Source organism: Spirosoma endbachense (genome assembly GCF_010233585.1).
Lineage (GTDB): Bacteria > Bacteroidota > Bacteroidia > Cytophagales > Spirosomataceae > Spirosoma > Spirosoma endbachense.
The window spans coordinates 4,294,320-4,318,035 of the sequence record NZ_CP045997.1 but is presented as its reverse complement, the minus strand read 5'-3'; the positions used below and the strand labels follow the sequence as shown (position 1 = coordinate 4,318,035).

Here is a 23,716-nt window from a genome sequence, read left to right as displayed (position 1 = left end):
ATCGATACGAAGCCACAAGCGGCTAATTCAACGAACGGTACTCGTTGTTAAGCGAACGGTATTGGTTGGGTGACTGCCCCACCCGTTGCTTAAAGTGCCGGGTAAAATGCTGGGGGTATTTGAAACCCATTTCGTAGGCGATTTCACTGATCGACTTACTCAGATCAAACACGCGTTCTTTGGCCAGCTCGATGACCTTGGCCTGGATATAGTCCTGAGCCGACAGGCCCGTTTCTTTCTTAATGAGGTCCCCGAAATAGTTGGCGGACAAATGGAGTTGTTCGGCACAATATCCCACGGTAGGCAGCCCTATTGTTTGGGGCTTATCGGTCTGAAAGTAAGCATCCAGCAGCGCTTCAAACCGGGCCAACGCATCTTTGTGAACGTGGTCACGGGTGATAAACTGCCGGTCGTAGAAGCGTATGCAGTAATTCAACAATAGCTCAATGTTACTCACGATCAGTCGCTTGCTGTGCTTATCAATGGGGTGGTTCAACTCATCGCCAATCTTGCGAAAGCCTTCCAGCACTAGCGCCCGTTCCCGCTCGGACAGATGCAGCGCTTCGTTCACGTCGTACCCGAAAAAGCTGTAGTCTTTGATGTGCTGGCCCAGGGCCGTACCACGAATCAGATCGGGGTGAAAGGCCAGTGCCCAACCGGTAGGCTGCACCCGTTCGTCCTCACTTTCTTCCAGGCCAAACACCTGCCCCGGCGCGATAAACAGCATCGTTCCTTCGTCATAATCGTACTGCTGACGGCCATAGACCAATGGCGCACAACGGGCTTGTTTAAGAAACACGATGTACAACTCCGACAGCCACCGACCCGTCTGAACGGACGTGGATTGGGACTGATCCAGTACACTCACTAAGGGGTGCAGCACCGATTGTCCGCGCTCGGCATTAAACTGAGCTACACTTTGGAGCTTTCGTATTTTGTCCATCTACTTACTTTTCTTTAGCGGTTTGAGCATAAACGGCTCACCGGGTGCCAGCACCTTGATCCGACCCGGATTGACAATCGCTTTCGCCAATCGGGCTGGGTCACCGTTGAACGGGTTAAAGTCTGGTGCATCCACCGAACCCCAATGGCATAACAACAGCGGGGTGTTGGGATAGGCATTGGCGACTTTCACCGCGCCCTCAAAGGTGAAGTGCCATTCACTATCCGAAAAATCAAAGAAGATAGCATCTGGCGTGGGCATACTCAGGTGGCCAGGTGTCAGGCGGGAATCACCGGGTGCCCAGATAGTGCCATCGGGCGTTTGAATCCAGAAGCCACAGGCATCTTCATTTTTGAAACGGCGCTTGCTCATACCCGGATAGGCGTTCTGATAAGCGTGGTCGGCCGGAGTCAGTTTAACTCGTACAGGACCAACCTGGAAACTATCCCCGATGGTATGCCCAAAGGCTGGTAATCCCAGGTTTTGCATCAGCGAGTCGACATAGATTGTCGAGTGATACGCGTTGGTAACCCCTTTCAAATTTTGATTAGTCGGTACGCTAAAGTGGTCATTGTCGGCGTGGGTTACCAGGACGGCATCCAGCTTGGGGACGGCTTTGGGCGCAATTGGGAAATCAATCAGCACCGGCATGTCGAACCCTTCCAGCACCGGGTCGATCATAAACGTTGTCCCACGAGAATTGACAAAAAAGCCGGCGAAACCCAGCCACCGGATCGTGGTTTGCTTGGAAGGCCCAAAAGCGACAACTCCCAATGGCTGCGTTTTCGGTGCTTTCGCCTGATATTTCTTTTCAACAGGTTTGGCTGCTCTATTCTGAGTGGTATCCGCCGTTGTTTGGGAGTAACCAGAATGGGTTAATGGGCCAATCAGGGCCATGCCTACGAGTAATATTTGTATCTTCATGTTCCTATAAACCAGCTTAATAAGCGCTCATTTAGTAGGAACAAAGGTCAGACGATTCCGTTAACCGGCCTGTATACCGATTACAGGTTTACTTACCATAATTACTGATTGTACTCAAACCTATAAGCATCAACGAAGGAACAGATAGTGAAGACTTTAGGGTAACCTTGTTCACCTCAACGTCTGTTCACTGGTTAACCCGAGAAAGAGCAATCCACCCTTCTATGCAATGGTAGTTTATATAATCTCAGAAAAACGCTCCCACTTGAGACGAAGAGCGATTTGCGTATCAATTATTCGGGCTTTAGTTGAGACATTTCTTCAAATGAAACTAGCCGCCTGCAATCGATAGATATCGACAGGCGGCTAATTTTCATCGTTTTACTCATTGATGGCTTCGGCTAAGCCTCATCGTGGGCTAAGGAGATTGACAACGCTCTATACGCGTTAATCTGCTGCTGGAGTGTTGCAGCAACTTGTTCTGCTGTGGCGACTGCATCAGCACCTGCAAGGAAACGTAAAGGTGGCTTTTCTTCAGCCGCAATTGTTACCAATGCTTTTGCCAATTTTGACGGGTCCCCTGACTGTTGACCATTTGCACCTTTCCAAAATTTCACTAATTGTTCTCTTTTTTCAGTATAATCTGGTATTGGGTTGGCAGCATACTTTGTTGACTGATCGGTAAGCAACTCTGTTCTAAAGAATCCTGGGTTAACAATGGTGGTGTTTATACCAAATGGTGCAACTTCTGTTTGTAGTGCCTGCATAAAGCCTTCCAATCCAAATTTAGATGCAGAGTATGCACTACAGAACTCTAAGCTGGTAAGTCCAGCCGTGGAAGAGATGGCAATGATATGACCTGAGAGTTGTTTACGCATTATGGGGAGAACAGCACGGGTTACAATCATAGGACCGTATAAACTTGTCTGTAATTGCTGTCCAATTTGCTCCTGGGTTAACTCTTCAAAAAAGCCTGCCATGAAGTTGGCGGCATTGTTCACCAACACATCAATACGACCAAACTTTTCAACAGCCGCTTTCACCGCAGCTTCGGCGTCAGTTTGCTTCGTAACATCCAGTTTAACAATGAAAAGGTTTTCATCCTCACCCAATTCCTTTGCAACGTTTTCTATAGTACGACCTGTTGCCACTACTTTATGACCTACCGCTAAAGCTGCTTTTGCAATATCTACACCCATGCCACGACCTGCACCGGTAATGAACCAAACTTTATGACTCGTCATTTCTTTTATTTCGTTGAATTAAATAGTGTAATCAATTGAACTCATATGGGCTTCTCCCATACGGTCGCCATACACAGGAAATTTTGATAACGATGTTTCGATTTCCTGCACATCTACTTTTGTTAATTGAACGTTTATAGCGTCAAGGTTTTCCAACAAATGGGCTTCACTACGAGTGCCGGGTATTGGAACAATATGCTGGCTCTTTGCCAGTAACCAGGCTAAAGCTAGCTGCGACGGTGTCGCCCCTTTCTTAGCCGCATACCTTTTAAGCCATTCTAAGATGGGCATATTTAAGGGCAGAAATTGGTTTGAAAAGCGTGGAAAGCCGGAACGAAAGTCCGTTTTCTCATCAAACTTTGTTTTTGTATCAATCGTACCCGTAAAAAACCCGGCTCCTATTGGTGACCATGGGACAAAGCCGACACCCAACTCCTCACAGGTTTGAAGAACGCCATTCAGTTCCACGTTACGTGTCCACAAAGAATATTCGGATTGTACAGCACTTACCGGCTGAACGGCATGAGCCCGTCGAATTGTTTTTGAACTGGCTTCAGAAAGACCAAAGTGCACTACTTTTCCTTCTTTGATTAAGTCTTTGATTGTACCGGCCACGTCTTCAATTGGCACATTCGGGTCAACACGGTGTTGATAATACAAATCAATGTAGTCTGTTCTAAGCCGTTTTAAGGATGCTTCTATAACCTTTTTTATTTTTTCAGGTCGACTATTTAAACCACCTTTTGGGTCTTCCAATTCAAAACCAAACTTGGTAGCAATTTTTACTTTCTCCCTGAATGGTTGGAGCGCTTCTCCCACTAAATCTTCATTTGTATAGGGTCCGTAGACTTCGGCGGTGTCAAAGAACGTAACTCCATTTTCATACGCTGTGCGAATTGTTTTGATGCCCAGTGCTCTGTCTGCTGGCGGACCGCACTGATACTCATACAGCCTGCGCCTAATGCAGCGACTTCCAAGGTGCCAAGATTTCTTTTCTTCATGGTAATGTCTTTTTCATGGAGCTTGTTAGCGCCCTGATTGTTATTATTCTTTGGCTGGTCAGCACTTGCAGATAACAACAAAGGGGATAGCATTAAACCTGTACCAGCCATGGCGGTATTGCTTAAAAAGCTACGACGGCTTATGCTGGTTGCTTCCTGTTTATCCAGTTGTTTTATGTGCTCTTTCCTAGTCATAGTTTTTTAATTACTAGGCTACAAAGGTCACAACCCGCCGGAAGCAGAACTAATGAAAAACAAAGCGAAACGTATAAAAATCAAAGGGAGGCAGCCCGTATTGATTTGGGGATATGGCCCGTTTTCTTTTTAAAGAAGTTGTTGAAATAGGTCGGATAGTCAAAGCCAAGAGCATACGCGATGTCGGCGATGTTCCAGTCGGTATGTTGCAACAGTGCTTTGGCTTCGCTGATAATGCGGTCAGCAATATGAGCCGTTGTGGGTTTGCCCGTCACCTCCTTAACTGAACTGTTTAAGTGGTTGACGTGAACCGCTAATTGGTTGGCAAAATCCTTAGCTGTTTTTAGCTCAAGGGGCCGATTGGGATCTTCGACGGGAAACTGTCGCTCCAGCAACTCCAGAAATACAGCTGTGATTCGCACGGCCGCATTTTTGTGTTCGGGGTAGTTTTCAGAAGGCTGCATTTTCAACGCCTCATGAATAATCTGGCCGATGTAGTTGCGGATCAACTCATCCTTATAGGCATAGTCCGAATCCTGCTCAGCCATCATCTTCTGATAAATCGTGGCAATCGACGCTTTTTGCTCAGGATTTAACTGTAAGATGGGCGTACCACCCAGTTTAAACAAAGGTGACTGGAGCAGGCTCTCGGAGCGTTCGCTCAATTGCAGAAAGTCTTCCGTGAAGAGACAGGCGTAACCGTCTGTTTGTGAGATAACCTCACAGGAGTAGGGAATTCGGGGATTGCCAAAAAACAAAATAGTTTCTTGGGTTTCAAAACTGCGGTCAGCATAATGAAAAATATATGACCCGGTGTTCAGACTGATTTTGTAAAAGTCTTTGCGATTATAGCTGTGACCACCCGACTTGACGTCTACTTGGTAGGCTTTGAAGCCTTTTAATTTGAGTTCAGAATTAAAATCTGACGGATGAGTTCCTAAGGACTTATTCATGGCCCAAAGTTAAGGAAATCAACGTGTGACGCCCTACATTTCCTGTGGTGTGAATAATACGCCGGGTGAATAGGCTTAAACAGTTGCAAGGGCATTTAGTGGGCCTATGTTCTTACTCGATCAACGAGCCAGTACATGAAATAAACCGACATTTGCTTCGCCTAGTGACTACGTGTATTGAGTGATTAGATTATTCCCCGACTGGCAGCATGAAGCGGGTAATCCCGCCGATATACCTCAAAGGGAATTTGGTTGTCTAACCCTTGATGAGGACGACGGTGATTGTATGTGCCATCAAGGTCTGGCTAGAAAAACACCTGCTGAGGTGTACTGTACTCCTTTGCAAGTCGACGTAGAATCGGAAAACCTCAATTAAAAAAAGCAAAAACTGGTCCTAAATATAGGGAGCACTATACACTCAGGTACGATTAGAAGTATGTTGTTTAGTCCACACAGAAATGGCTTAAGCTAATTTCAATTCCACTCAGGTACGATTAGAAGCAAAACGATTCCCTGATTACCAAGTCTAGTTTCTGATTTCAATTCCACTCAGGTACGATTAGAAGCGCCAGAGCCGCGTTGATGGTGGTTTGCTGTAACGTATTTCAATTCCACTCAGGTACGATTAGAAGTCTCGCTAAGCGGGTAACCGGCGTATTTTCCGAATGATTTCAATTCCACTCAGGTACGATTAGAAGTTTCGAGGTTTTTTATTTTCCACCGCTTAACTGACATTTCAATTCCACTCAGGTACGATTAGAAGGGTTATACACCAGCCTCTCTTTTCAGTGTGTACTTATTTCAATTCCACTCAGGTACGATTAGAAGTTTGCCTTCAATGGCGGGCGTTTTCTCGCCCCGATATTTCAATTCCACTCAGGTACGATTAGAAGATCAACAGCCGAACGATCGATACCGAACTGGCGATATTTCAATTCCACTCAGGTACGATTAGAAGAGTTGCCTGACCGTAAAGCTTCCAGCCACTGCTGTTATTTCAATTCCACTCAGGTACGATTAGAAGATAACCTGCGTATCGCATCAAGACTCTCTAACTCCATTTCAATTCCACTCAGGTACGATTAGAAGACTAGGCTTTTATGAATCAAAGAATTATTACGAAAGATTTCAATTCCACTCAGGTACGATTAGAAGTTCGCCCGGCAAACGGGCTACGTCGGACGGACGAAATTTCAATTCCACTCAGGTACGATTAGAAGACAGATTTCTCCTGCTCAATAATCCCCCTTTTGTTAATTTCAATTCCACTCAGGTACGATTAGAAGAATGCGCCAAGCACACCGGGTAAATGCTCTTCGATCATTTCAATTCCACTCAGGTACGATTAGAAGAAACTCTCAAACTATAGTACTCCCCCAAATTAGGACCACTCAGGTACGATTAGAAGGTAGTAGCTTCTTCGAGTCAGGGGAAGGTAAAAACCATTTCAATTCCACTCAGGTACGATTAGAAGTAAGCAATATGTACTTGTCACATAAAGACTTTCTTTATTTCAATTCCACTCAGGTACGATTAGAAGCAGAGAACAATGCACATCCTGCATGGATACAATCATATTTCAATTCCACTCAGGTACGATTAGAAGTGCGTTAAGTCAGTGACGAGCGATAAAAACGCACTCATTTCAATTCCACTCAGGTACGATTAGAAGGGAACCGGCGAAGGGGATAGTTTGAAGGTTTTCATGATTTCAATTCCACTCAGGTACGATTAGAAGGGCAAGGGACGCCCAACGTCCTACGATCCCTCATTATTTCAATTCCACTCAGGTACGATTAGAAGCAGCTTTGCGAATGGATCAATCTAAGTATTCACTTATTTCAATTCCACTCAGGTACGATTAGAAGATGCCGCAACCGGACAGGCTATATCAGTCGCCTACGAATTTCAATTCCACTCAGGTACGATTAGAAGCTAAAGCCCCTTCGACTGTTGATATTTCGTTCTCTTATTTCAATTCCACTCAGGTACGATTAGAAGATGAAATCCCGGTCTTGCATTGGCCAATTGACTGATATTTCAATTCCACTCAGGTACGATTAGAAGACTCTCGTTTCGGCAACTTTCGCTCTTCGGCCCTTAATTTCAATTCCACTCAGGTACGATTAGAAGTGAGAAGACTCGCGACCGCATATTAGCTACACTCACATTTCAATTCCACTCAGGTACGATTAGAAGAAGAAACCCCCGATCGTTTTTATGATCTGGCGATCGTATTTCAATTCCACTCAGGTACGATTAGAAGACCGTGACCTGCAGGTAATACCCCCGCAGCAGTGTTATTTCAATTCCACTCAGGTACGATTAGAAGTAAGCAAAAGAGCGGCCTTTCCTTTATTCTAGAATAATTTCAATTCCACTCAGGTACGATTAGAAGGCTGTTATCCAGCCCACCTTCCCGCTGCCCATTTTATTTCAATTCCACTCAGGTACGATTAGAAGGTCCGATCGGGCACAAAAGAGCCATTGGGTAGTTGCATTTCAATTCCACTCAGGTACGATTAGAAGCCGGTAGAGGCGCGTCGGGATTGGGAATAATGTCGCATTTCAATTCCACTCAGGTACGATTAGAAGCGCCAGCCCCACACAGACTATCGACAATAATTAACTATTTCAATTCCACTCAGGTACGATTAGAAGAGTTGCCTGACCGTAAAGCTTCCAGCCATTGTTGTTATTTCAATTCCACTCAGGTACGATTAGAAGACCAAGATCACCCGGCAGCACACCCAGGAAATCGTATTTCAATTCCACTCAGGTACGATTAGAAGACTCACCCAGTTTTTTGCCTGACCCATCGGGGTATTATTTCAATTCCACTCAGGTACGATTAGAAGATTGATACCATCAAAAAGCTGGTGGCCGGAACGGAATTTCAATTCCACTCAGGTACGATTAGAAGGTATGGTCGTTGGCCAGCGCTTCTCCAGATTGCATCATTTCAATTCCACTCAGGTACGATTAGAAGGAATCAGCCTGGCTCTGGGTGAAGTAGCGACTATCAATTTCAATTCCACTCAGGTACGATTAGAAGGAAGCCTGTTTACGATAGTTCGGTCTGGCTTCAACTATTTCAATTCCACTCAGGTACGATTAGAAGTGGAACTACATGCTCTCCATTGGGCGTACAACTCCAATTTCAATTCCACTCAGGTACGATTAGAAGTAAAAGCCCGATTGATTCATTTAAGCCTGGATTACTATTTCAATTCCACTCAGGTACGATTAGAAGTCGTAATCCGATGCGCTCCTTACGGCGTCGAAGCATATTTCAATTCCACTCAGGTACGATTAGAAGTTCAACCGAAGCACAACTCTGGCTATTGTTTCTCTAATTTCAATTCCACTCAGGTACGATTAGAAGTGGTTTCCTTGTTGCTGGTTGCCTTGACACCATCATATTTCAATTCCACTCAGGTACGATTAGAAGTCTTGCTCGCTCAGCTGGCTTATGGTCAGATTGCCAGATTTCAATTCCACTCAGGTACGATTAGAAGAGGTGTGGGGAGCGCCCCGGCTGTGGCTTAACATCGGATTTCAATTCCACTCAGGTACGATTAGAAGGGTCTATTACTACGATGCCAGTGCCGCGTATGCACATTTCAATTCCACTCAGGTACGATTAGAAGGCTTGATTCGAAGATCATGGGGGGCGGCACCAACGGATTTCAATTCCACTCAGGTACGATTAGAAGCCGACAATTTAAACCTAAAAATGGGCGTATACAACGCCTAAACCTATTCTTCCTGATACAATATAAGATCGAAAAGTCGTCGGTCGGTAATTGTACGAAAAACCCCGCCGACCGACGACGCCCTGTCGTACAACCAGTTAAGTCGATTTGATCCCATTTATTGCCCTGATTTCAAGAAGTCAAAGAACAACTTTGGCCTGATCGACGATTTAATCCCCTACAAAAAGTTGTCTGTCGATTGCCGCTCTACCCCTATAATCTGTTTATCGAGCCACTTCTGATCCCGGTTTTTAAATAAAATCAGACTGTCTTCATCTTCATCCATAATACGCCTGGCTTCGTGCAATAATTCGCGCAGTTGCACCTCCGTCATTTCGCCCTCGAACACCGAATTCTGAATCCAGTTCATATACCGCCGACAGAGTTTCAGCATCTTCCCGACACGCTTCTGCCCCATGTCATACACCAAAATCACATACATAGTCCTCCTTATTTACCACCATGCCTTAAAAGGCCGATATTCTTCTAACCCCAGGAGATGCTTTTGTAATTTGTAGCACTCCAGCTTCACCAGGTGCCGATAACTGACACTTCGCCCCAACGCCCGGTGTTTGATTGTTTCTTTCAACTGCTCGTCGAAACCCTGCACGAAGCGCTTTCTGGCCGCATCTTTCAGAACACAGCCGCCTACTTCCGATCGAAAATCAGACGGCTGCAACTGCCGTTTATTGATCATCCGAAAAATTAGTCGATCCACTAATATTGGCTTGAACACCTCGGATAAATCCAACGCCAGCGAATACCGGCGTGCACCCGGTTCGTGTAGAAAACTAATTGTTGGGTTCAACTGTGTGTGGTAGATCGTACTCAGGCAGGCCGTATAACAGAGCATATTGCCGAACGAAATCAGGGCGTTCAATTCGTTTTGGGGTGGTCGTTTGCTACGCCCATCCATGCAAAACGTTTGGCCCACAATGGCGTCGAAGGCTCCGTAATAGGTCTGGCGAATATTCCCCTCAATCCCCATTAACATCGGCACATCGACTGCCATTGGTACACTGGCCAATAAACGTTCAATAAGGCAGATGGCCTCGGTCAAATCTTTAGCTTTATCTCGGTTGTCGTAGTATTTCAGTACCCGCAGAATATTATTTGCCGCACCTTCCACAAATCGTCGGGCAATCTCGATGCGCTTTTTAGCGGCCATATAATGCTTCGTCTGGTCGACCTGCATTTTACCGGCCAACAGATATTCGCGAGGCATGAACGAACCGGTGTAGTGCTCATAGTAGTTAAAGAAATGGACGGCAATACCTTCCTGTCCCAAAAAATTGTATAAGGCACTATTCGCATCCAAACTGCCAAAAACATACAGATCACCAACCTGCTCAATGGGCAGATAGCGCGGTTGGCCTTCGATACCTGCCTCATCGACAGGTGTAAACTTCAGGGTATTATCTTTGCGGCTCATCCGGCCAGCATTGAACAGGTATTTGGGTTGTTTCATAAACCAAAGAGCGAAAGGGTGAAAGAATGATTGGCTAGTATTTACTCATGCACGGTTTCGCTCTTTCACTCATTAATTTCTTCTACATAGCAGAAATCAAAGTAGCTGCATGACCGGCATTTCGATTTGGCGATACGACCAGGGCATTGCTCACGGTCGACAATCCGCTTGATGTCCCGTATCCAGCCTTCTACCACGGGTACATCATCGTTTGTCAGTTGAACGGTCTGCGTTTGGCGAAGTTTAGGGTATTCGAGCAGGCCAGTGGCTCCTTCCACCCCGTTTTTGCGTAATAGATACAGGTAAAACTGCACTTGTGCGACGTGCGAATGTTCCATTTTATCCGACTTTTTCATCTCATGAACGACCTTATCATAAGGATCGTAAAAGTCAATTTTAGAGCCATCGAGAATGATTTCACGATATCGTTCGGCGCGTTGCGGATAGGCGTGTTCGTGCAGTTGTTTACCTTCGGCTACCAATTCTGAATTGTGCTCCATGCGAATGTGATTGGCATGAAGCCAGAGTTCACGCTTGCAGATATGGTACATGCCGATGAGCGAGCCGGTGACAGTTTGCATATGGTTGATCTATGAATCTCGCCATACTGGTGCGAGATTTAGGTGTAGACTACATAAGTGATCTTACTGGGCATATAACTTCTGCAACCGGTGGTTGCAGAAATAGCACGGCGATGAATTTCAGGCAAAGCAATTCTGTACAAATTCAGGAAAATGATATAATAAAAAGTAATACATAGATTTTAAAGAAAAGAATTTGCAGAATCATCGAATGCATCTTCCATCAATCCTGTGTCAGTCTTATAAACCTTATCATGGTGAGACAAATACCAGTAGCCATATGTTGTATCGGCATTTAGGCAAAAGCTTTTCATTTTATCTATGGTATTTGAATGAGTCATAAGCGAAAAAGTAAACTTCCCTAAAATGCTTTGTAGCGTTTTGAAATTAATTCGATCATTTAAATCAAACCCTTTTCCTACTTTTCGATTTGCAATGTCTTGCCAAATAAATCGCTCATAACACTTCCAAACCGATTCTCCATTAATAAACTCATCTCCGACTCTATAGGCACCAAAATGAATTAAGAATGCAAGGTCGTCCTCAGAAAACATCGCTTCAGATTTACTTTCTTCTGAAGATTCGACCCAGGCGGGAATATCAATGGGTACAAAAACGGATTCGTTCTGCTGGTCAATTAGTCTAAAATTCCTATCGATTTGAGTGAAATTCAACCGATTTAGGTGATCCAGAATTTCCCCAGAAAAATTATCAGCGTAAGCACCTTTGTTAAAACCATCAATCTTGCTAAAAACCTCTTGATATAGTTTATCAAACCGCTTTTCTGAAAGTATTTCCTGAGCTGTCTCCTTAGAAATTTTACCTTCCTGAATCACCTTGTATCTATAATCAGATCCATACAAAATTCTCGAATCATCTAACCTAAACAAATAAACCTCACACAGACCTTTACTCGCATTGCGATTAACGCGCCCCGCTAGTTGTTCATCGCTATCTAGAAGAGAGATATTCTTGAATCCTAAATCCATATCGATATCTACACCCGCTTCTACAACCTGCGTTGTAATGAGTAAAATATTTTTTCTTCGATAAGCCGGATTCTTTAACTGATTGATAATCTGGCGACGTCTGAATTCTAAAATGGTGCCTGACAAAACAAATATTTCATCAAACAGGCAATCTGAATCTCCAATTACCTGCTTAAACGTAGAGGCTGATTTTTTGTAAATAAACTCAATGATCGTGTGAACGCTACCATGTAGGGTGTTTTGCTCAGCAAACTGCTTTGACTTATCAATCACGGTCTTGGCTAATTCGCTCCAATCATTTTCATCTTTATCGTTAAGCTGACGGTCGTATAACTCAAAGTTAAAGCGTACACGCTCTGCGAAATTTGGATTTTGAAGGTATTTCCGGGCATTTGGCAGAAGCTCCTGAAATACGGGCAATGGCCTAAGTTTCAAATCCAGTTTATCCAGTTTAGGCAACGTAGCCGACATGAGAATAAACCGGATATTGAAAGTCTCCGCATACTGACTAATGAAATACAACATCTTATCCCAGATTTTGGGATTGTACGATTGTATTTCATCAATAATCACTACGGAATTGGCCAGTCGGTGCAACAGGTAGTTCGCTTCTTTGGAATTGGTTTTCAGAATATCAAAGAACCGAACGTGCGAAAGCAACGTAATAGGATAGAGTGCAAACAAATTGTCGATATAATCTTTCTTGTCTCGGCCATACACATCATCTTCTTTCTTTGCTTCGCTTTTACTTTGAAAACCTGCCTTTGAGTGAAGCTCAACTAATTCCAGGTTAGTCAATTGTAGTGTTGCCTGCACAGCTTTGTATGTCTGTGTAATCAGCGTTGTGAACGGAAAAACATAGAATACTTTTCGCAGCTCCGGATTCTTGTCTAATAACTCTGTCAGGGCAATCATCGACAGGTTCGTTTTCCCCCCACCTGTCGGGGCCTCAATGAAGTAAAGTCGCTTATCCGAAAACTTCCGAATAGTTTGAAGCAACTCGATTGCCATTTCTCGACGTAACTTGTTCAAATTCGCTTTAGACTTTTCCTGAAGAGCTTTCTCCTGAAACACATAACCAGATTTCAATTGCTCAAACGTGTCTTTATTATGCTCGAATTGGCGAAGATTTTGGATAATTGTCTCAATACGATTTCGGTCATTCAAAACTCCCAGGTCATGAGTCACATCTCCACTCATGTACTCATGCGTTGCCAGATAATCTGATGCTGTAAGCAGAGAGAAGTTGAGTTTCAAAAGTGCAAAAAGAGCAAATGAAGAACCGGAGCGTCTTTCAAACTCAGTCCAAAAAGACTCGAAGTCGTCAAAGACAAACGCCGAGAGACTTTGCTCAAACGAGAATTTATAAAGTTGTAGATAATACTGAACCTGAGCATAGAAGCGTCCAAAATCAGCTTTATGTACATCTGCTTTAACCTCATCCAAAAAAGGGCTATGGTGTTTTATAATCGCATAAGAAAATTGCCAGATAAGAACCGTCAAATATTGTAATTCACTTTCGTCTAATTCTTTGTCCTGCTCAATTCGAGTAAGGAAATAACCCACATATATATACGCACCTAACCAGGAGTGGCCATGTGCTGGTGTAAACGGACTCTGCGGATTTGGCTTAAATATCAGATTCCGCATTCGGGAAGCCTGAAAATCTTCGTTTACTTTCCCAAAGTCATGAAAAGCTATGGTATTAACGAAAAGTTGTTTAATCCAATCGTTAATCTTACTTTCCTTTTTGAAAGAATTAATCGTGAGGTTCAGGATGAGCCGGTCAATAACTGGCTCTAATCCATGAACATCACAAAGTTTTTCAAAATACTCATTCACTAAATCACAGTGTTCAAACAGTTTTTCAGGCTGTTTGAAATCTTCTTCACCCTTAGCAGGTAAATGTGCCCAGTACTGTTCATTTAATTGGAGCAAGGCGGCAATTGCGGCTCGTTCTTTGTATAAGGTGTGGATAGAAATCATACGTCAGAAAAGTTGGACGACAGTTTTAGTACCCTGCTCATCTTCAATCTGAAAGAGATTGGTAATGGTGGATTCCTGCGAGAGTGTAAAATCGGTGTAAGCGAAATCATAAAGCTGGTATTGAACCAACGTTTCATGGAAATGCACTGGCAGTCGCTCGAAGTAAGAGAAAGTAGCTTTGTTTGATACGGTTCTGTTCCTGAACGAAATCTTGACCGTTACTTGCTCGTCTTTCAAAGGCTTGCTTTTAATGAATAGTGTGTTTAGTAGAAAATCCTGTCCAGGCAAAAAAGACTCATGGGTATACTCTATTAGCGATACACGTCCATCATCCTCCATCAACCACCACGCTTGAAATTCATTTTTGCCCAGATAGGGGATGTATTCCGCCTGACCATTTTTCAGATATTCATACAGTTTACTATGGTCGGGATTTTCTAGATCCAGCAACAGATAGCAACGGTAGGCCGGTTGAATCAGCATCATTTCCTCTATCAGCAAATTACCATCATCGTTAGCGTAGCCAACCGTATTGGTATATTTAACACTGGTTTTCTGGAAATTACCCTTTTCATGATCCAGCGGTTGAATACCAATGGGCAGATCTTTGAGTCGCAAATAATACTCAGGAAACTCCCCCTTTTTACTGTATCCTTTCAGGCCAATAATAGCCCCCAGGATTCCTAGTAAAGCCGGTTTATGGAGAATATTATACGACAACAATAGGCCATCGTTATAATCTGGTTTCTTGAAAAACCCAAAGTCAGCCCGCAAGTCGAACGAAATCAGTTTTTGGTTCGCCATTGCCGAATTAATTTAGTTCCAGAACCTCAGCGCCTTCGGGCGCATTCAGTACGGTCGTTACAGCTTGATCATAGTAAAGCTCAATTTTCTCAATCTGACTTTTGATGTGCTCCCGGCCAAGAATGGCACTCACTTTAGTCAAGTCGATTTCCCGGCTTTCATTTTCACCAACAGTCACACTTACCAACTCAACAAACGATGGTAAGACTAGTTTAGAGTCAGCCTTAAGTTGTACCCAGAGCAATAGCTCGTTTTCAGTACCGGCTTTGGCAGCTGAATCATAGAGCGTAACCCCCGAACGTAGCGCCTGCTTCAACTTGGCAATATCCTCATCTGTGACGCCATCACTACTAACCAATGTGGCCATATCTTCCAGATTCCGGGGATTGACAGACAGATGGTGAACATAGTGGCCTTCGCGTAATTTAAATTGAGTGCCTAGGGTCGTCTGCATCGAATCTGCGCTTTTGTCGTTGGAATTACGAAATGGCGACGAAATTTGCTCCGAGTAAATAATTCCCTCTGGGAAGCGATTAACACCATGCGTAAACTGCACCGTACCATGCAATGAAAGATTAGCCCCCGAGCTGGCAAACGTGCCGCCAAACAGCCGAATATCAATGCATTTCAATAAATTCTCAAGAATCTGCATACGAGCTTTTACGGCTGCATCTTTGCCTTTCTCTACGGTTGGGAAAGCGGTAAAATGCTTAATGTATGTCTGGTCAAGATCGCGCGGTTGCATTTCATCGCTCAGACTTTTGAAATAAAATACGCGCTCCTCCTCTAAATGCTTAACCAGATAATTGCGAATAGAATATTTTAATGCTTTGTCTGTAGCATACACTGTACCGTCAGGAAGGGTGCGGGGCTGGTGCGTAAAATCCGCGTTATAATTTGAATTGATTGATTTAATAATGGCACAGCCAAAAACGCGGTTCTTAAAGGATTGACTCATGATATTTGTTTAATTGGGTGGTTAAAGGTTGATTTTATTCTTCTATCGGGGTTGGCTCCGTTTCAGCTTCCTCTTTTGTCTCCTTGTCGCTGAATAGCGCATTTTGGGAGAAAATTCCCGCTAGTGTAGTCGGCATTAGGTCACGAATACTGGCTTTTGTCTCGTATGCCATAACTTCAGCAAATGGCGTACGAAAGTTGGACGAGAATGTTTCGTGCTTATACGTATCGAATAAGCGGGCGATGGCCTTATTCAATTCCTTGGCATGAACCTGCTGCAGAAAGGGTTCCAGTCGTTTGTAACTGGTATCGCTGGTTTTACTTTTGGTAAGTAAGTAATAAATGACCTGACCAACCGTAAAAGCATATTGCTCATCGGTCTCGATGGTAGCTTCGTTTTTCGTAAGCTGATGAATGAATTTTCGGTGTGCCTGTAACTTGTTGGCCATAGTTTCAATGGGTTTATGTTTACGCTCAAAGTTTTCAGTAAGGCTGAACCAGATATTCAGCTTCTGGCGAATCGAATATTCTTGTGTATGACGATTATTTTTGATTTCGTCCAGCCGTAGGTCATCAAGAATGCTGGTCTGTAGAATATCATCGAACATCTGTTGTGTAACGGCCTGTCTTTTTGACTTATAGATGAAATCATAAAAGGCTTTACGGTATTTCATTACCAACAGATATGTATTGTCTGATTTGCAATACTTCGCATCGATATCATCGAAGAATTTGTATTGAAATCCACCAGCTTTCGTTTTGACAACCAATGAATTGTTGAGAATCGACACCAGAATAGAATACTGGAAGTCAAAAACATTGCTGACAGTCGGCTGGTAATTAATAGAGAACCAGTCAGTCACTTTCCATGGCTTATCTGCTTCGTCATTCAGGGAGTACTCAAACTTGGAAACAAAATCGAAGTCTTTGATTTCACCAGCCAGATAGAAAAGGAGATAGTAGTTTCCTATGTCGTCTTTATGCCTTGGGTTTTCATTCAGCGTTTCTATAATTTCTTTATAGCCAATTCGCTCGCCGTCTTCAGCGCCTTTTTTAAACAGCGCAATAGCGTCTTTCTTTAACTCATCTCGATCAACGAAAATGGGCAACGGTCTCGGCAGAATACCTCGCCCCATGATGTCTTGGAATTCAAACAAAGCACGAGCTTCGACAGAAGAAATACGTCCGGCTATATCGAACGAAGCGGTCTGGTGTGATAGATAGGCTTTCTTAGCTGGGAACCCATTGAAAAAATCGCTGGTTCCGTACACCATCTCATCAACTGATAGATTGAATTGATTCGTATTGAACAGTTTGTCTGCTAAATATTTCGTATTTGCTTTTTGGTAAGCTTCAAGCGGCTCACTCAGGTAAAAGACAATGTAGTTCGCATCTTTTAGCGACTCATATTCTGGAATCTGATTTAAAATAGCATCCAGTTTTTCTTCGCTGTTTAAGGCATATTTGAAGACTTCGATACGTTGCATTTCGGATTCATCGTCCAACAAGTCAATGGCTTTGGCGAAATAAGCGTTTATTCGCTCCGGCAGTTTCGTCTTGGCATCTGTGTATTTAGCGCCACCTTTCAAAGATTCCCGTTTGAAAGCCAGGCAATACGGAGAGCACGAGTGAATTCCTTTGGCTGGCAAGTCGAAGCACTTGTTGGTATTGACCATCCAGGCCGCTTGTGCCCAGGCTGCACATCGTTGCAGTTGCTCGCTAGGTGTCTTATCTTTCTTTGAGTATACGTAAGGTTCGAAACTGCCTGGTGGCCAGTATACTTGATTATCTTCCTTTCTTAGAGTTAGAACAACATGTAATCCCTCCTTGGGAACTACACCGATAGTATTCATCTCCTGTTCTTTCAGGCTCTGAGTGAATTGGACAAGTTCTTTAAGCATAGGACAGTTATTTTCTCAATAGTAAGTAGAGATAAAGTTGTAACTTTATCTCTGTTTTATTTTACAAAACTCTTGGATTTGACCGATCTTTCCAAATACCTTTGTAAATCCGATTTGAACGGTAATAATATAGGTCTTGGTGATGACGGGAATTGAAATATAGTCCGTAGGGATAAGTTGCACCTTGCCAATCGCACCAAACTGCGCCTAGGCCTATTTTAACACTCATATGACAGAAGATTATGACCTCCCTGAACCGGTTGATGACTTTAGTCTTCTGACTATTGATGAGCTTCGGGCGATAAAAACTAACCACATAGAACTCAAAAGTATCCGCCATAGTACAATGGCAGTTTGGATACCCATTCCGGGTTATCCAGCGTCTGACTGCTTTTATTATGTGATCGGCCAGAGTAGCAATTTTCGGTTTTTGCTTGTAGCTTTGAATTACGACTCCGAAAGAGGTCGATACTTCTATCATCAAGTAAAACTGGCCGATGAACAAGAAATCAAAAGACTTTGGTGCGGTTAAAAATTCCATTACAGGTAAGACTATTCGTGAAATGACTTGGGAGGAAATTCTTAGCCTTCCAGTTGAACGTATATCACCTGATGAAGCGATGAAACGTATCAAAGAGGCCCAAATGGCTAAAAAAGGGGAGTAATTCACAGACTGTTGCCTAGTATTCCAGAACACAAACGTCCTCCTCATCACCCGCTAAGTCGCAAATTTGACACTGCTGAAGAAAGTTCTCAGGCTAAAGCTGAGTATGCAATGAATACATTTCTGAAAGGTTTTGACTGGAATATCTTCATGGCGAAGAAGGAAAATCAGGCTTCCCAAAAATAGGTTTGGCTTCAACAATCCCCACTGCTCCAAACCCTTCTGCATTATACCTCCCCACCCCTGCCAGCACCGCCAGTTCCAATAATTCCGTTGTGCCGCTTAGCTCGAAGTTGAAGCCATAATACCCTTTAATCCGGGTTTCTTCCCGCGATCCCTCTTTTATCGTCAGTAACCTTGATTTAGGCTGGGCGGCATCCCGCTGGGCGGCATTACGTCCCGGATTGGGCAGCAATTGGTACGTTAGAGAAGTAGTAGCCAGGCCATCGTCAGGTAGTACGCCTACGGGTATTACGGGCTGTACGCTGGCATACTTCGCCAGTAGGTTCGAGACCAGTAAGGGGCCGAACTGCTCGTCGGCGGGGTGTAAATACTGGTCCATACCCCGCTTGTCTTTCTCGGCAATCACTACTGGAGATAGTGTTTTGAGCTGTACCGTTTGGCTCCTGATCTCCATTGGTACGGATTCTACACGCTCGACAATAAACTCCGCCCGGTGACGGGGCGACGCAATCACGCAACGTTGATTCTGAAACAAACCCATAATAAAACGCTGGGCTGCCTGATCAACGTAGAAACTAACCACCCACTCAATGTAAGGCGAGTTGACCCACATGCCGCCCGCTCGTACGTCTACACGCACATTGGGCATGATTAAATCCGAAAACGTGAACAGCTTGAAGCGCCGGGTGCTCGAATATTCATACCCCTGTTCATGCAGAAAATCCGCGTATTGTTTATCAGCGTCGGCCAGCACCGAATAAATAAAGCCACTCAGCCGGTAGGCGTAATTGAAGGGAACCAACGTCTGGCGATTGACGGGGCGTAGGGTAAGTCGAAACTGCATATAAATAGATAGGAATTCGTGTGGAAAGGTGAATGTGATTTTAAAAAAAAATTTAGTTACTTGGGTTGACTCTACAAAGGTGTTTCCGTATCGTGCATACTCCATGCACGATACCTGTATCTGATCAATTATTTTTTGACTTTATGCCCGTTTCACAATCGCAACGTTTTCAGCGCATCAATGAGCTGCTAAAACGTGGAGCCGCTATTCCTACCGCCGAACTGATGCGCATCTGCGGGGTAGCTGAGCGTACCCTTAAAGATGACCTGACTCAAATGCGCGATCGTTACCGGGCACCAATAAAATACAGTCGCCGATTAGGAGGGTATCACTATTATGAATCATTTGAACTGAAGACGGTCGAAATTGACCTGACCAGCCAGGATGTGGCAGCGCTCAAAAACGCCGTAGCAACCCTGAATCAGTTTCGGGATTTAGCCGTATTTGCCGACTTGCGGGGAGCCGTGGAAAAGATCGAGCAGGCTGTTCGGTTTCGAATTAGCCAGCCAACTACCTCGCAGGCGTATATTGCTTTTGAATCCGTATCGCCCGGACGAGGAAACGAATTGCTGGACACGTTGCTGGTTGCTTGTATGAACAGGCAGGTAATTCAATTTGACTACCAGAAATACGATGATCCTGCACCTCGCCTACGTACGGTGTTTCCACATCTGATGAAAGAACACCGTAACCGATGGTATATCATTGGGTATGAACTTGATCCGCCCCAACTTCGGGTATTTGGGTTAGACCGCGTGCTTGCCGACTCAGTTAAGGCCACCACCCTATCCTTTGACCCACCTCTGTTTGATGCAGACGCTTATTTTCGTCCAACGTTGGGTGTAGCCGTATATGATGACCCAGCTGAAGATGTAATTCTATCCTTTACCCGGAAAGAAGGCCTTCATTTTCGGGCACAACCCTTTTATCCCTTTCGGGAAGAGGATATTCTAGTTGATACTGAAGACGAATTTCGGGTAAGATTATGCATTATAATTAACCAGGAGCTCGTGTTCGAACTGGCTCGATTGGGCAATTCGGTTCGAGTTATAGCCCCTCATTCATTAGTCCAGAAACTCACCGACTTTCTTCAGGATACCTTACATCAGTACCAATTATAATTGGTGTATTTTTATCTACTTATAAATCCAGGATTATACGTTAAAGATGATCAATGTACTATTGTCCAGATGCTTATCAGTAGGCATAGATACAACTCTGGAAGCTAAACCGTATCGGCAGAACTCATTCTTCAGCGTTAAATACCAAACTAATTCTTAATCCATCTTTATTATGAATCACTAACTTCCCATCCAGTTGCTGGCTAAAGCCCATGATCAGTGTCATACCCAGCGAACGGCTGCGTGAGGCATCATACTCCGGCGGTAAGCCAACGCCATTATCGGCGATAGTAAGCTCACAGGTAGTCGGCGATAATCGGTGTAGAGTGAGCGTAATGGTTCCGAAGTGTCCTTTCGGAAAGGCATACTTCAGTGCATTCGTGATGGCTTCATTTATGATTAATCCTAATGGGACCGCCTGAGTAACATCTAACTCAATAGGCTCCACCCTTAACTCGAAGCGATTCTGCTGAGGCAGGTTATAAGAATCCCGGAGATACACGACCACCTCCTGGATGTATGACCCCATATCGATGCGGGCCATCCCCTCCGATTGATAAAGCTTCTGATGGATCATGGCCATAGTCTGAACCCGGTGCTGGCTTTCCCGGATGGCTAACAGGGCGGCATCATCCAGCAGGTATCTGGCCTGGGAGTTCAACAGGCTCATGATCACCTGGAGGTTATTTTTGACCCGATGGTGAATTTCTTTAAGGAGCCATTCTTTCTCATTAAGTAAGAGTTGAAGGCTCTCATTCTTTTGATTGATCTCTTCCTGACTGGCCTGCAGTTCATGGTGTTGGGCCTGTAGCTTTTGCTGCTGAGCGACCAGTTGCCGGTTACTCCGCTGCTTCAATCGGTATCGGTTGTAACTCAATCCTAAGAGGGCCAGCAGTAGGGCTGTTCCTCCAATCAGGGCATTGCGCTGGGTTTGATGGGCTTTATTCTGTTCAGTGAGTAGGGCAATATTCTTTTCCCGTAGCGTCAGGGCCTGTTCTTTCTTCTGGGTTTCATATTCAATACTCAACTGGGTGATCTGTTTGCTTTTTTTCTCATTGAAAATCGAGTCAGTCAGGGATTTATACAGTTGATAGTGTTTAATCGCTGACGGATAATTACCCTGTGCTGAATCCACTTTGAAGCGCATCAGGTGAATTTCTAATTGTTGGCTCGGTATTATTTTCTTTTGATTCGTTGACAGCAACCGCTTTAAATACGGATCTGCTTTCGCATATTGGCTATTCGCAATGTAAAACTGGCTGATGCGCTGCCAGGCAGTATATTGAAACTGAACAGCCACTTGTTTACTCCATATAACACTCTCCAGGTAATACTTTTCCGCCTGTTTGTATTGGTTCAGAGCATTATAGCACTCGCCAAAACTCTGGGCAATAAGTAATTTATCCTCGTAGGTAAATGGAAGGTTTTCTCCGGCAATGTCTTGCAACAACTGTAATGCCTGGGGGGCTTTCCCCTGTTTTAACAAGGTCACGACCATTCGGCTAATCAGCCCCACCTGGATAAATAGTCTCCCTTTTTGGTGACTGATAGCCAACGACTTTTTGTAATACTCCAAACTTTTGTCAAATTGATTTAACCCGTAATAGGCGTTCCCCAACCTAAAATAGGCATAATCCAGCTCATCAATTAGCCCGCTACTCTCGGCACTTTTGACAACCGTTAAGACATAAAATAATTTTTGATTTAAATCGCCTTTAGCCTGACTTAGATCAGACATAAAATAATAGGCGTTGGATAAATAGCCATATTCGCCGGGCATATTATAAACACTTTCCTCTGCCAGCGCATGGTAAGCCTGATTAAGGGCTCTGGAACCAATGGCTTTTTGAATAGCCAGGGCCTGTTGTGCCTTCTGTTCAGCCTGTCTGGTATCTCCCCCATCCAATTGAAAATGTTCGTAGCCCATTTCCATCAAAATCAGCATCTCCTGAGACTGATCACCGATCTGGCGGGAAAGGGCTAGTGCTTTTTCCAAAGCGCTCATATTTTCCCTACAGTCATCACAAAATGTAGTCGTTGCCATTCGGAGCCAGACTTTAATTTCTCCGGCTTTGTCGCCAGCCCGTTGACGGGCCTGGATAACGTTCATAAAGTAGGCTTTACCTCGCGGCCAATCTTTGTTCAGCAGATAGCTGATTCCCAGCAAACACTGGCTTTCTTCCAGCCATTTTTGATTGCCAGTCTCCTTGCTGATCAATTCCGCCTGACGAAAAAATACGTTTGCACTGTCCCGATTAGCCAATTGCGTGTCGGTTGGCCGAAGCTTATTCTTTCCCAGTTCCAGCAAGAGCCGGACCCGATTAGAATCGCTCAAACTTGTTGACATACGCAACACAGAGCTGATATTCTGTTTTTTAATCTGAATTTTTCCCCGCAGAAAAAGGGCATTATCCAGGCCCCTGGCGAAACCGATCCGGCGGCTTATCGTTTCGGTCTGCTCAATCAGAACAAGCGCACTATCCAAACTTGTCTTTGGGTTCAGGGTCTTATTGATATGGAAATCGCTCAAGTTGAGCAGCGCATTTATCTGATTGGTATCCAGTGTATTGCGTTGAACTGACTTCAGTAGCTTATTGGCTTCGGCGATCGAAACGGGCTGTGCCTGGACAAGACAAGCTAGCAAGCTTAGCCAGAGTAGCCACAACAAGAGACGAATTGATCTATGAGCGTGCATAGAATAGGTAATACGAAAAAGCCAATTTATGGATAACAAGTGGGTAACCAGCTAAGCCGAACTTGTTCAATTAAAGCCAACGTAAACTACTTTAGCAAGAATCAAGCCTGAACGATTAATGGGATAACTTTCTGAAATGTACAGAGTTCATATTTGACTGTAGGACTTTTGCACAGAACTGTGCCACCGCACGGTGGCCCGTAGTTTGTCATGATGCGCTTAATAACCATAACACGGACCTGTGCAAAAGTCAGATTGACAAATAAGTCGGTGTATCTGGTTGCATCCAATTTTTTGGATTTCCCCAGCGAGCTGGATTTATACGGCTCGGATTTGCACTTGAGCTTAGACCAGATATGGCCTTCCAAATGCATTGTTTGCCCTTTTATGCTGTTTGTTTAACCCTGGCATGCGCTTTGATCCCGCCCTTACGAACGTTGGAGAATTTCATAGACAATGTGTCAAAGGCTTATAGAAGTCCAGGCTACTGAACAAGTTGCAAATCAAC

At 44.2% G+C, this 23,716-nt stretch carries 17 protein-coding genes and 1 CRISPR repeat array; of the genes, 2 read left to right on the top strand and 15 right to left on the bottom strand.

What is annotated here, in order from left to right:
• Positions 1-22: 22 nt before the first annotated feature.
• The 13 genes from GJR95_RS17350 to GJR95_RS17290 all read right to left on the bottom strand — a co-directional run bounded on the left by GJR95_RS17350 (position 23) and on the right by GJR95_RS17290 (position 17,701).
• On the bottom strand, positions 23-943 hold the full coding sequence (locus tag GJR95_RS17350) for a helix-turn-helix domain-containing protein (protein ID WP_162387065.1): 921 nt from the start codon (positions 941-943) through the stop codon (positions 23-25).
• Complete coding sequence (locus GJR95_RS17345; protein WP_198424853.1) at positions 944-1,867, bottom strand: MBL fold metallo-hydrolase; 924 nt, start codon at positions 1,865-1,867, stop codon at positions 944-946.
• A 401-nt stretch (positions 1,868-2,268) separates the two neighbouring features.
• Positions 2,269-3,111 (bottom strand): SDR family oxidoreductase, encoded by an 843-nt coding sequence (locus tag GJR95_RS17340; protein ID WP_162387064.1) that lies wholly within the window; start codon positions 3,109-3,111, stop codon positions 2,269-2,271.
• Between the two features lie 18 nt (positions 3,112-3,129).
• Positions 3,130-4,008 carry an aldo/keto reductase gene (locus GJR95_RS17335; protein WP_232541284.1) on the bottom strand — a complete coding sequence of 293 codons (879 nt, stop codon included), beginning with the start codon at positions 4,006-4,008 and terminating at the stop codon, positions 3,130-3,132.
• Positions 3,930-4,307, bottom strand: coding sequence for a hypothetical protein (locus tag GJR95_RS42155; protein WP_232541226.1), 378 nt, complete (start codon positions 4,305-4,307; stop codon positions 3,930-3,932). Before GJR95_RS42155 ends, GJR95_RS17335 begins: the two co-directional genes overlap by 79 nt.
• 80 nt (positions 4,308-4,387) lie before the next feature.
• On the bottom strand, positions 4,388-5,260 hold the full coding sequence (locus GJR95_RS17330) for a helix-turn-helix domain-containing protein (RefSeq protein ID WP_162387063.1): 873 nt from the start codon (positions 5,258-5,260) through the stop codon (positions 4,388-4,390).
• Positions 5,261-5,731: 471 nt separating this feature from the next.
• A CRISPR array of direct repeats spans positions 5,732-8,976; the repeat unit is 30 nt; unit sequence ATTTCAATTCCACTCAGGTACGATTAGAAG.
• 217 nt (positions 8,977-9,193) lie between these two features.
• Positions 9,194-9,457 (bottom strand): CRISPR-associated endonuclease Cas2, encoded by a 264-nt coding sequence (cas2, locus tag GJR95_RS17320; RefSeq protein WP_162387062.1) that lies wholly within the window; start codon positions 9,455-9,457, stop codon positions 9,194-9,196.
• Between the two features lie 12 nt (positions 9,458-9,469).
• Complete coding sequence (cas1b, locus tag GJR95_RS17315; protein WP_162387061.1) at positions 9,470-10,483, bottom strand: type I-B CRISPR-associated endonuclease Cas1b; 1,014 nt, start codon at positions 10,481-10,483, stop codon at positions 9,470-9,472.
• Positions 10,484-10,548: 65 nt separating this feature from the next.
• The gene (cas4, locus tag GJR95_RS17310) at positions 10,549-11,064 is read right to left on the bottom strand and encodes a CRISPR-associated protein Cas4 (protein ID WP_162387060.1); all 516 of its coding nucleotides are present in this window, start codon (positions 11,062-11,064) and stop codon (positions 10,549-10,551) included.
• A 182-nt stretch (positions 11,065-11,246) separates the two neighbouring features.
• Positions 11,247-14,039, bottom strand: coding sequence for a CRISPR-associated helicase Cas3' (gene cas3 / locus GJR95_RS17305; RefSeq protein WP_162387059.1), 2,793 nt, complete (start codon positions 14,037-14,039; stop codon positions 11,247-11,249).
• Between the two features lie 3 nt (positions 14,040-14,042).
• Positions 14,043-14,843 carry a type I-B CRISPR-associated protein Cas5b gene (gene cas5b / locus GJR95_RS17300; protein WP_162387058.1) on the bottom strand — a complete coding sequence of 267 codons (801 nt, stop codon included), beginning with the start codon at positions 14,841-14,843 and terminating at the stop codon, positions 14,043-14,045.
• 7 nt (positions 14,844-14,850) lie between these two features.
• Positions 14,851-15,801 carry a type I CRISPR-associated protein Cas7 gene (locus GJR95_RS17295; protein ID WP_162387057.1) on the bottom strand — a complete coding sequence of 317 codons (951 nt, stop codon included), beginning with the start codon at positions 15,799-15,801 and terminating at the stop codon, positions 14,851-14,853.
• Between the two features lie 34 nt (positions 15,802-15,835).
• Positions 15,836-17,701 carry a hypothetical protein gene (locus GJR95_RS17290; RefSeq protein ID WP_162387056.1) on the bottom strand — a complete coding sequence of 622 codons (1,866 nt, stop codon included), beginning with the start codon at positions 17,699-17,701 and terminating at the stop codon, positions 15,836-15,838.
• A 497-nt stretch (positions 17,702-18,198) separates the two neighbouring features.
• Between GJR95_RS17290 and GJR95_RS17285 the strand changes: the two genes are divergently transcribed.
• A complete protein-coding gene (locus tag GJR95_RS17285; protein ID WP_162387055.1) occupies positions 18,199-18,366 on the top strand; it encodes a hypothetical protein in 168 nt (55 codons plus the stop codon).
• 147 nt (positions 18,367-18,513) lie between these two features.
• Here GJR95_RS17285 and GJR95_RS17280 read toward each other — a convergent pair whose 3' ends face one another.
• Entirely contained in the window at positions 18,514-19,392 is an 879-nt protein-coding gene (locus GJR95_RS17280) for a CRISPR-associated endoribonuclease Cas6 (RefSeq protein WP_162387054.1), read from the bottom strand.
• 143 nt (positions 19,393-19,535) lie between these two features.
• On the opposite strand from GJR95_RS17280, the gene GJR95_RS17275 reads away from it, so the two are divergent.
• Positions 19,536-20,513 carry a helix-turn-helix transcriptional regulator gene (locus GJR95_RS17275; protein WP_162387053.1) on the top strand — a complete coding sequence of 326 codons (978 nt, stop codon included), beginning with the start codon at positions 19,536-19,538 and terminating at the stop codon, positions 20,511-20,513.
• Between the two features lie 124 nt (positions 20,514-20,637).
• Here GJR95_RS17275 and GJR95_RS17270 read toward each other — a convergent pair whose 3' ends face one another.
• On the bottom strand, positions 20,638-23,208 hold the full coding sequence (locus GJR95_RS17270; protein ID WP_162387052.1) for a tetratricopeptide repeat-containing sensor histidine kinase: 2,571 nt from the start codon (positions 23,206-23,208) through the stop codon (positions 20,638-20,640).
• Between the last annotated feature and the right edge of the window lie 508 nt (positions 23,209-23,716).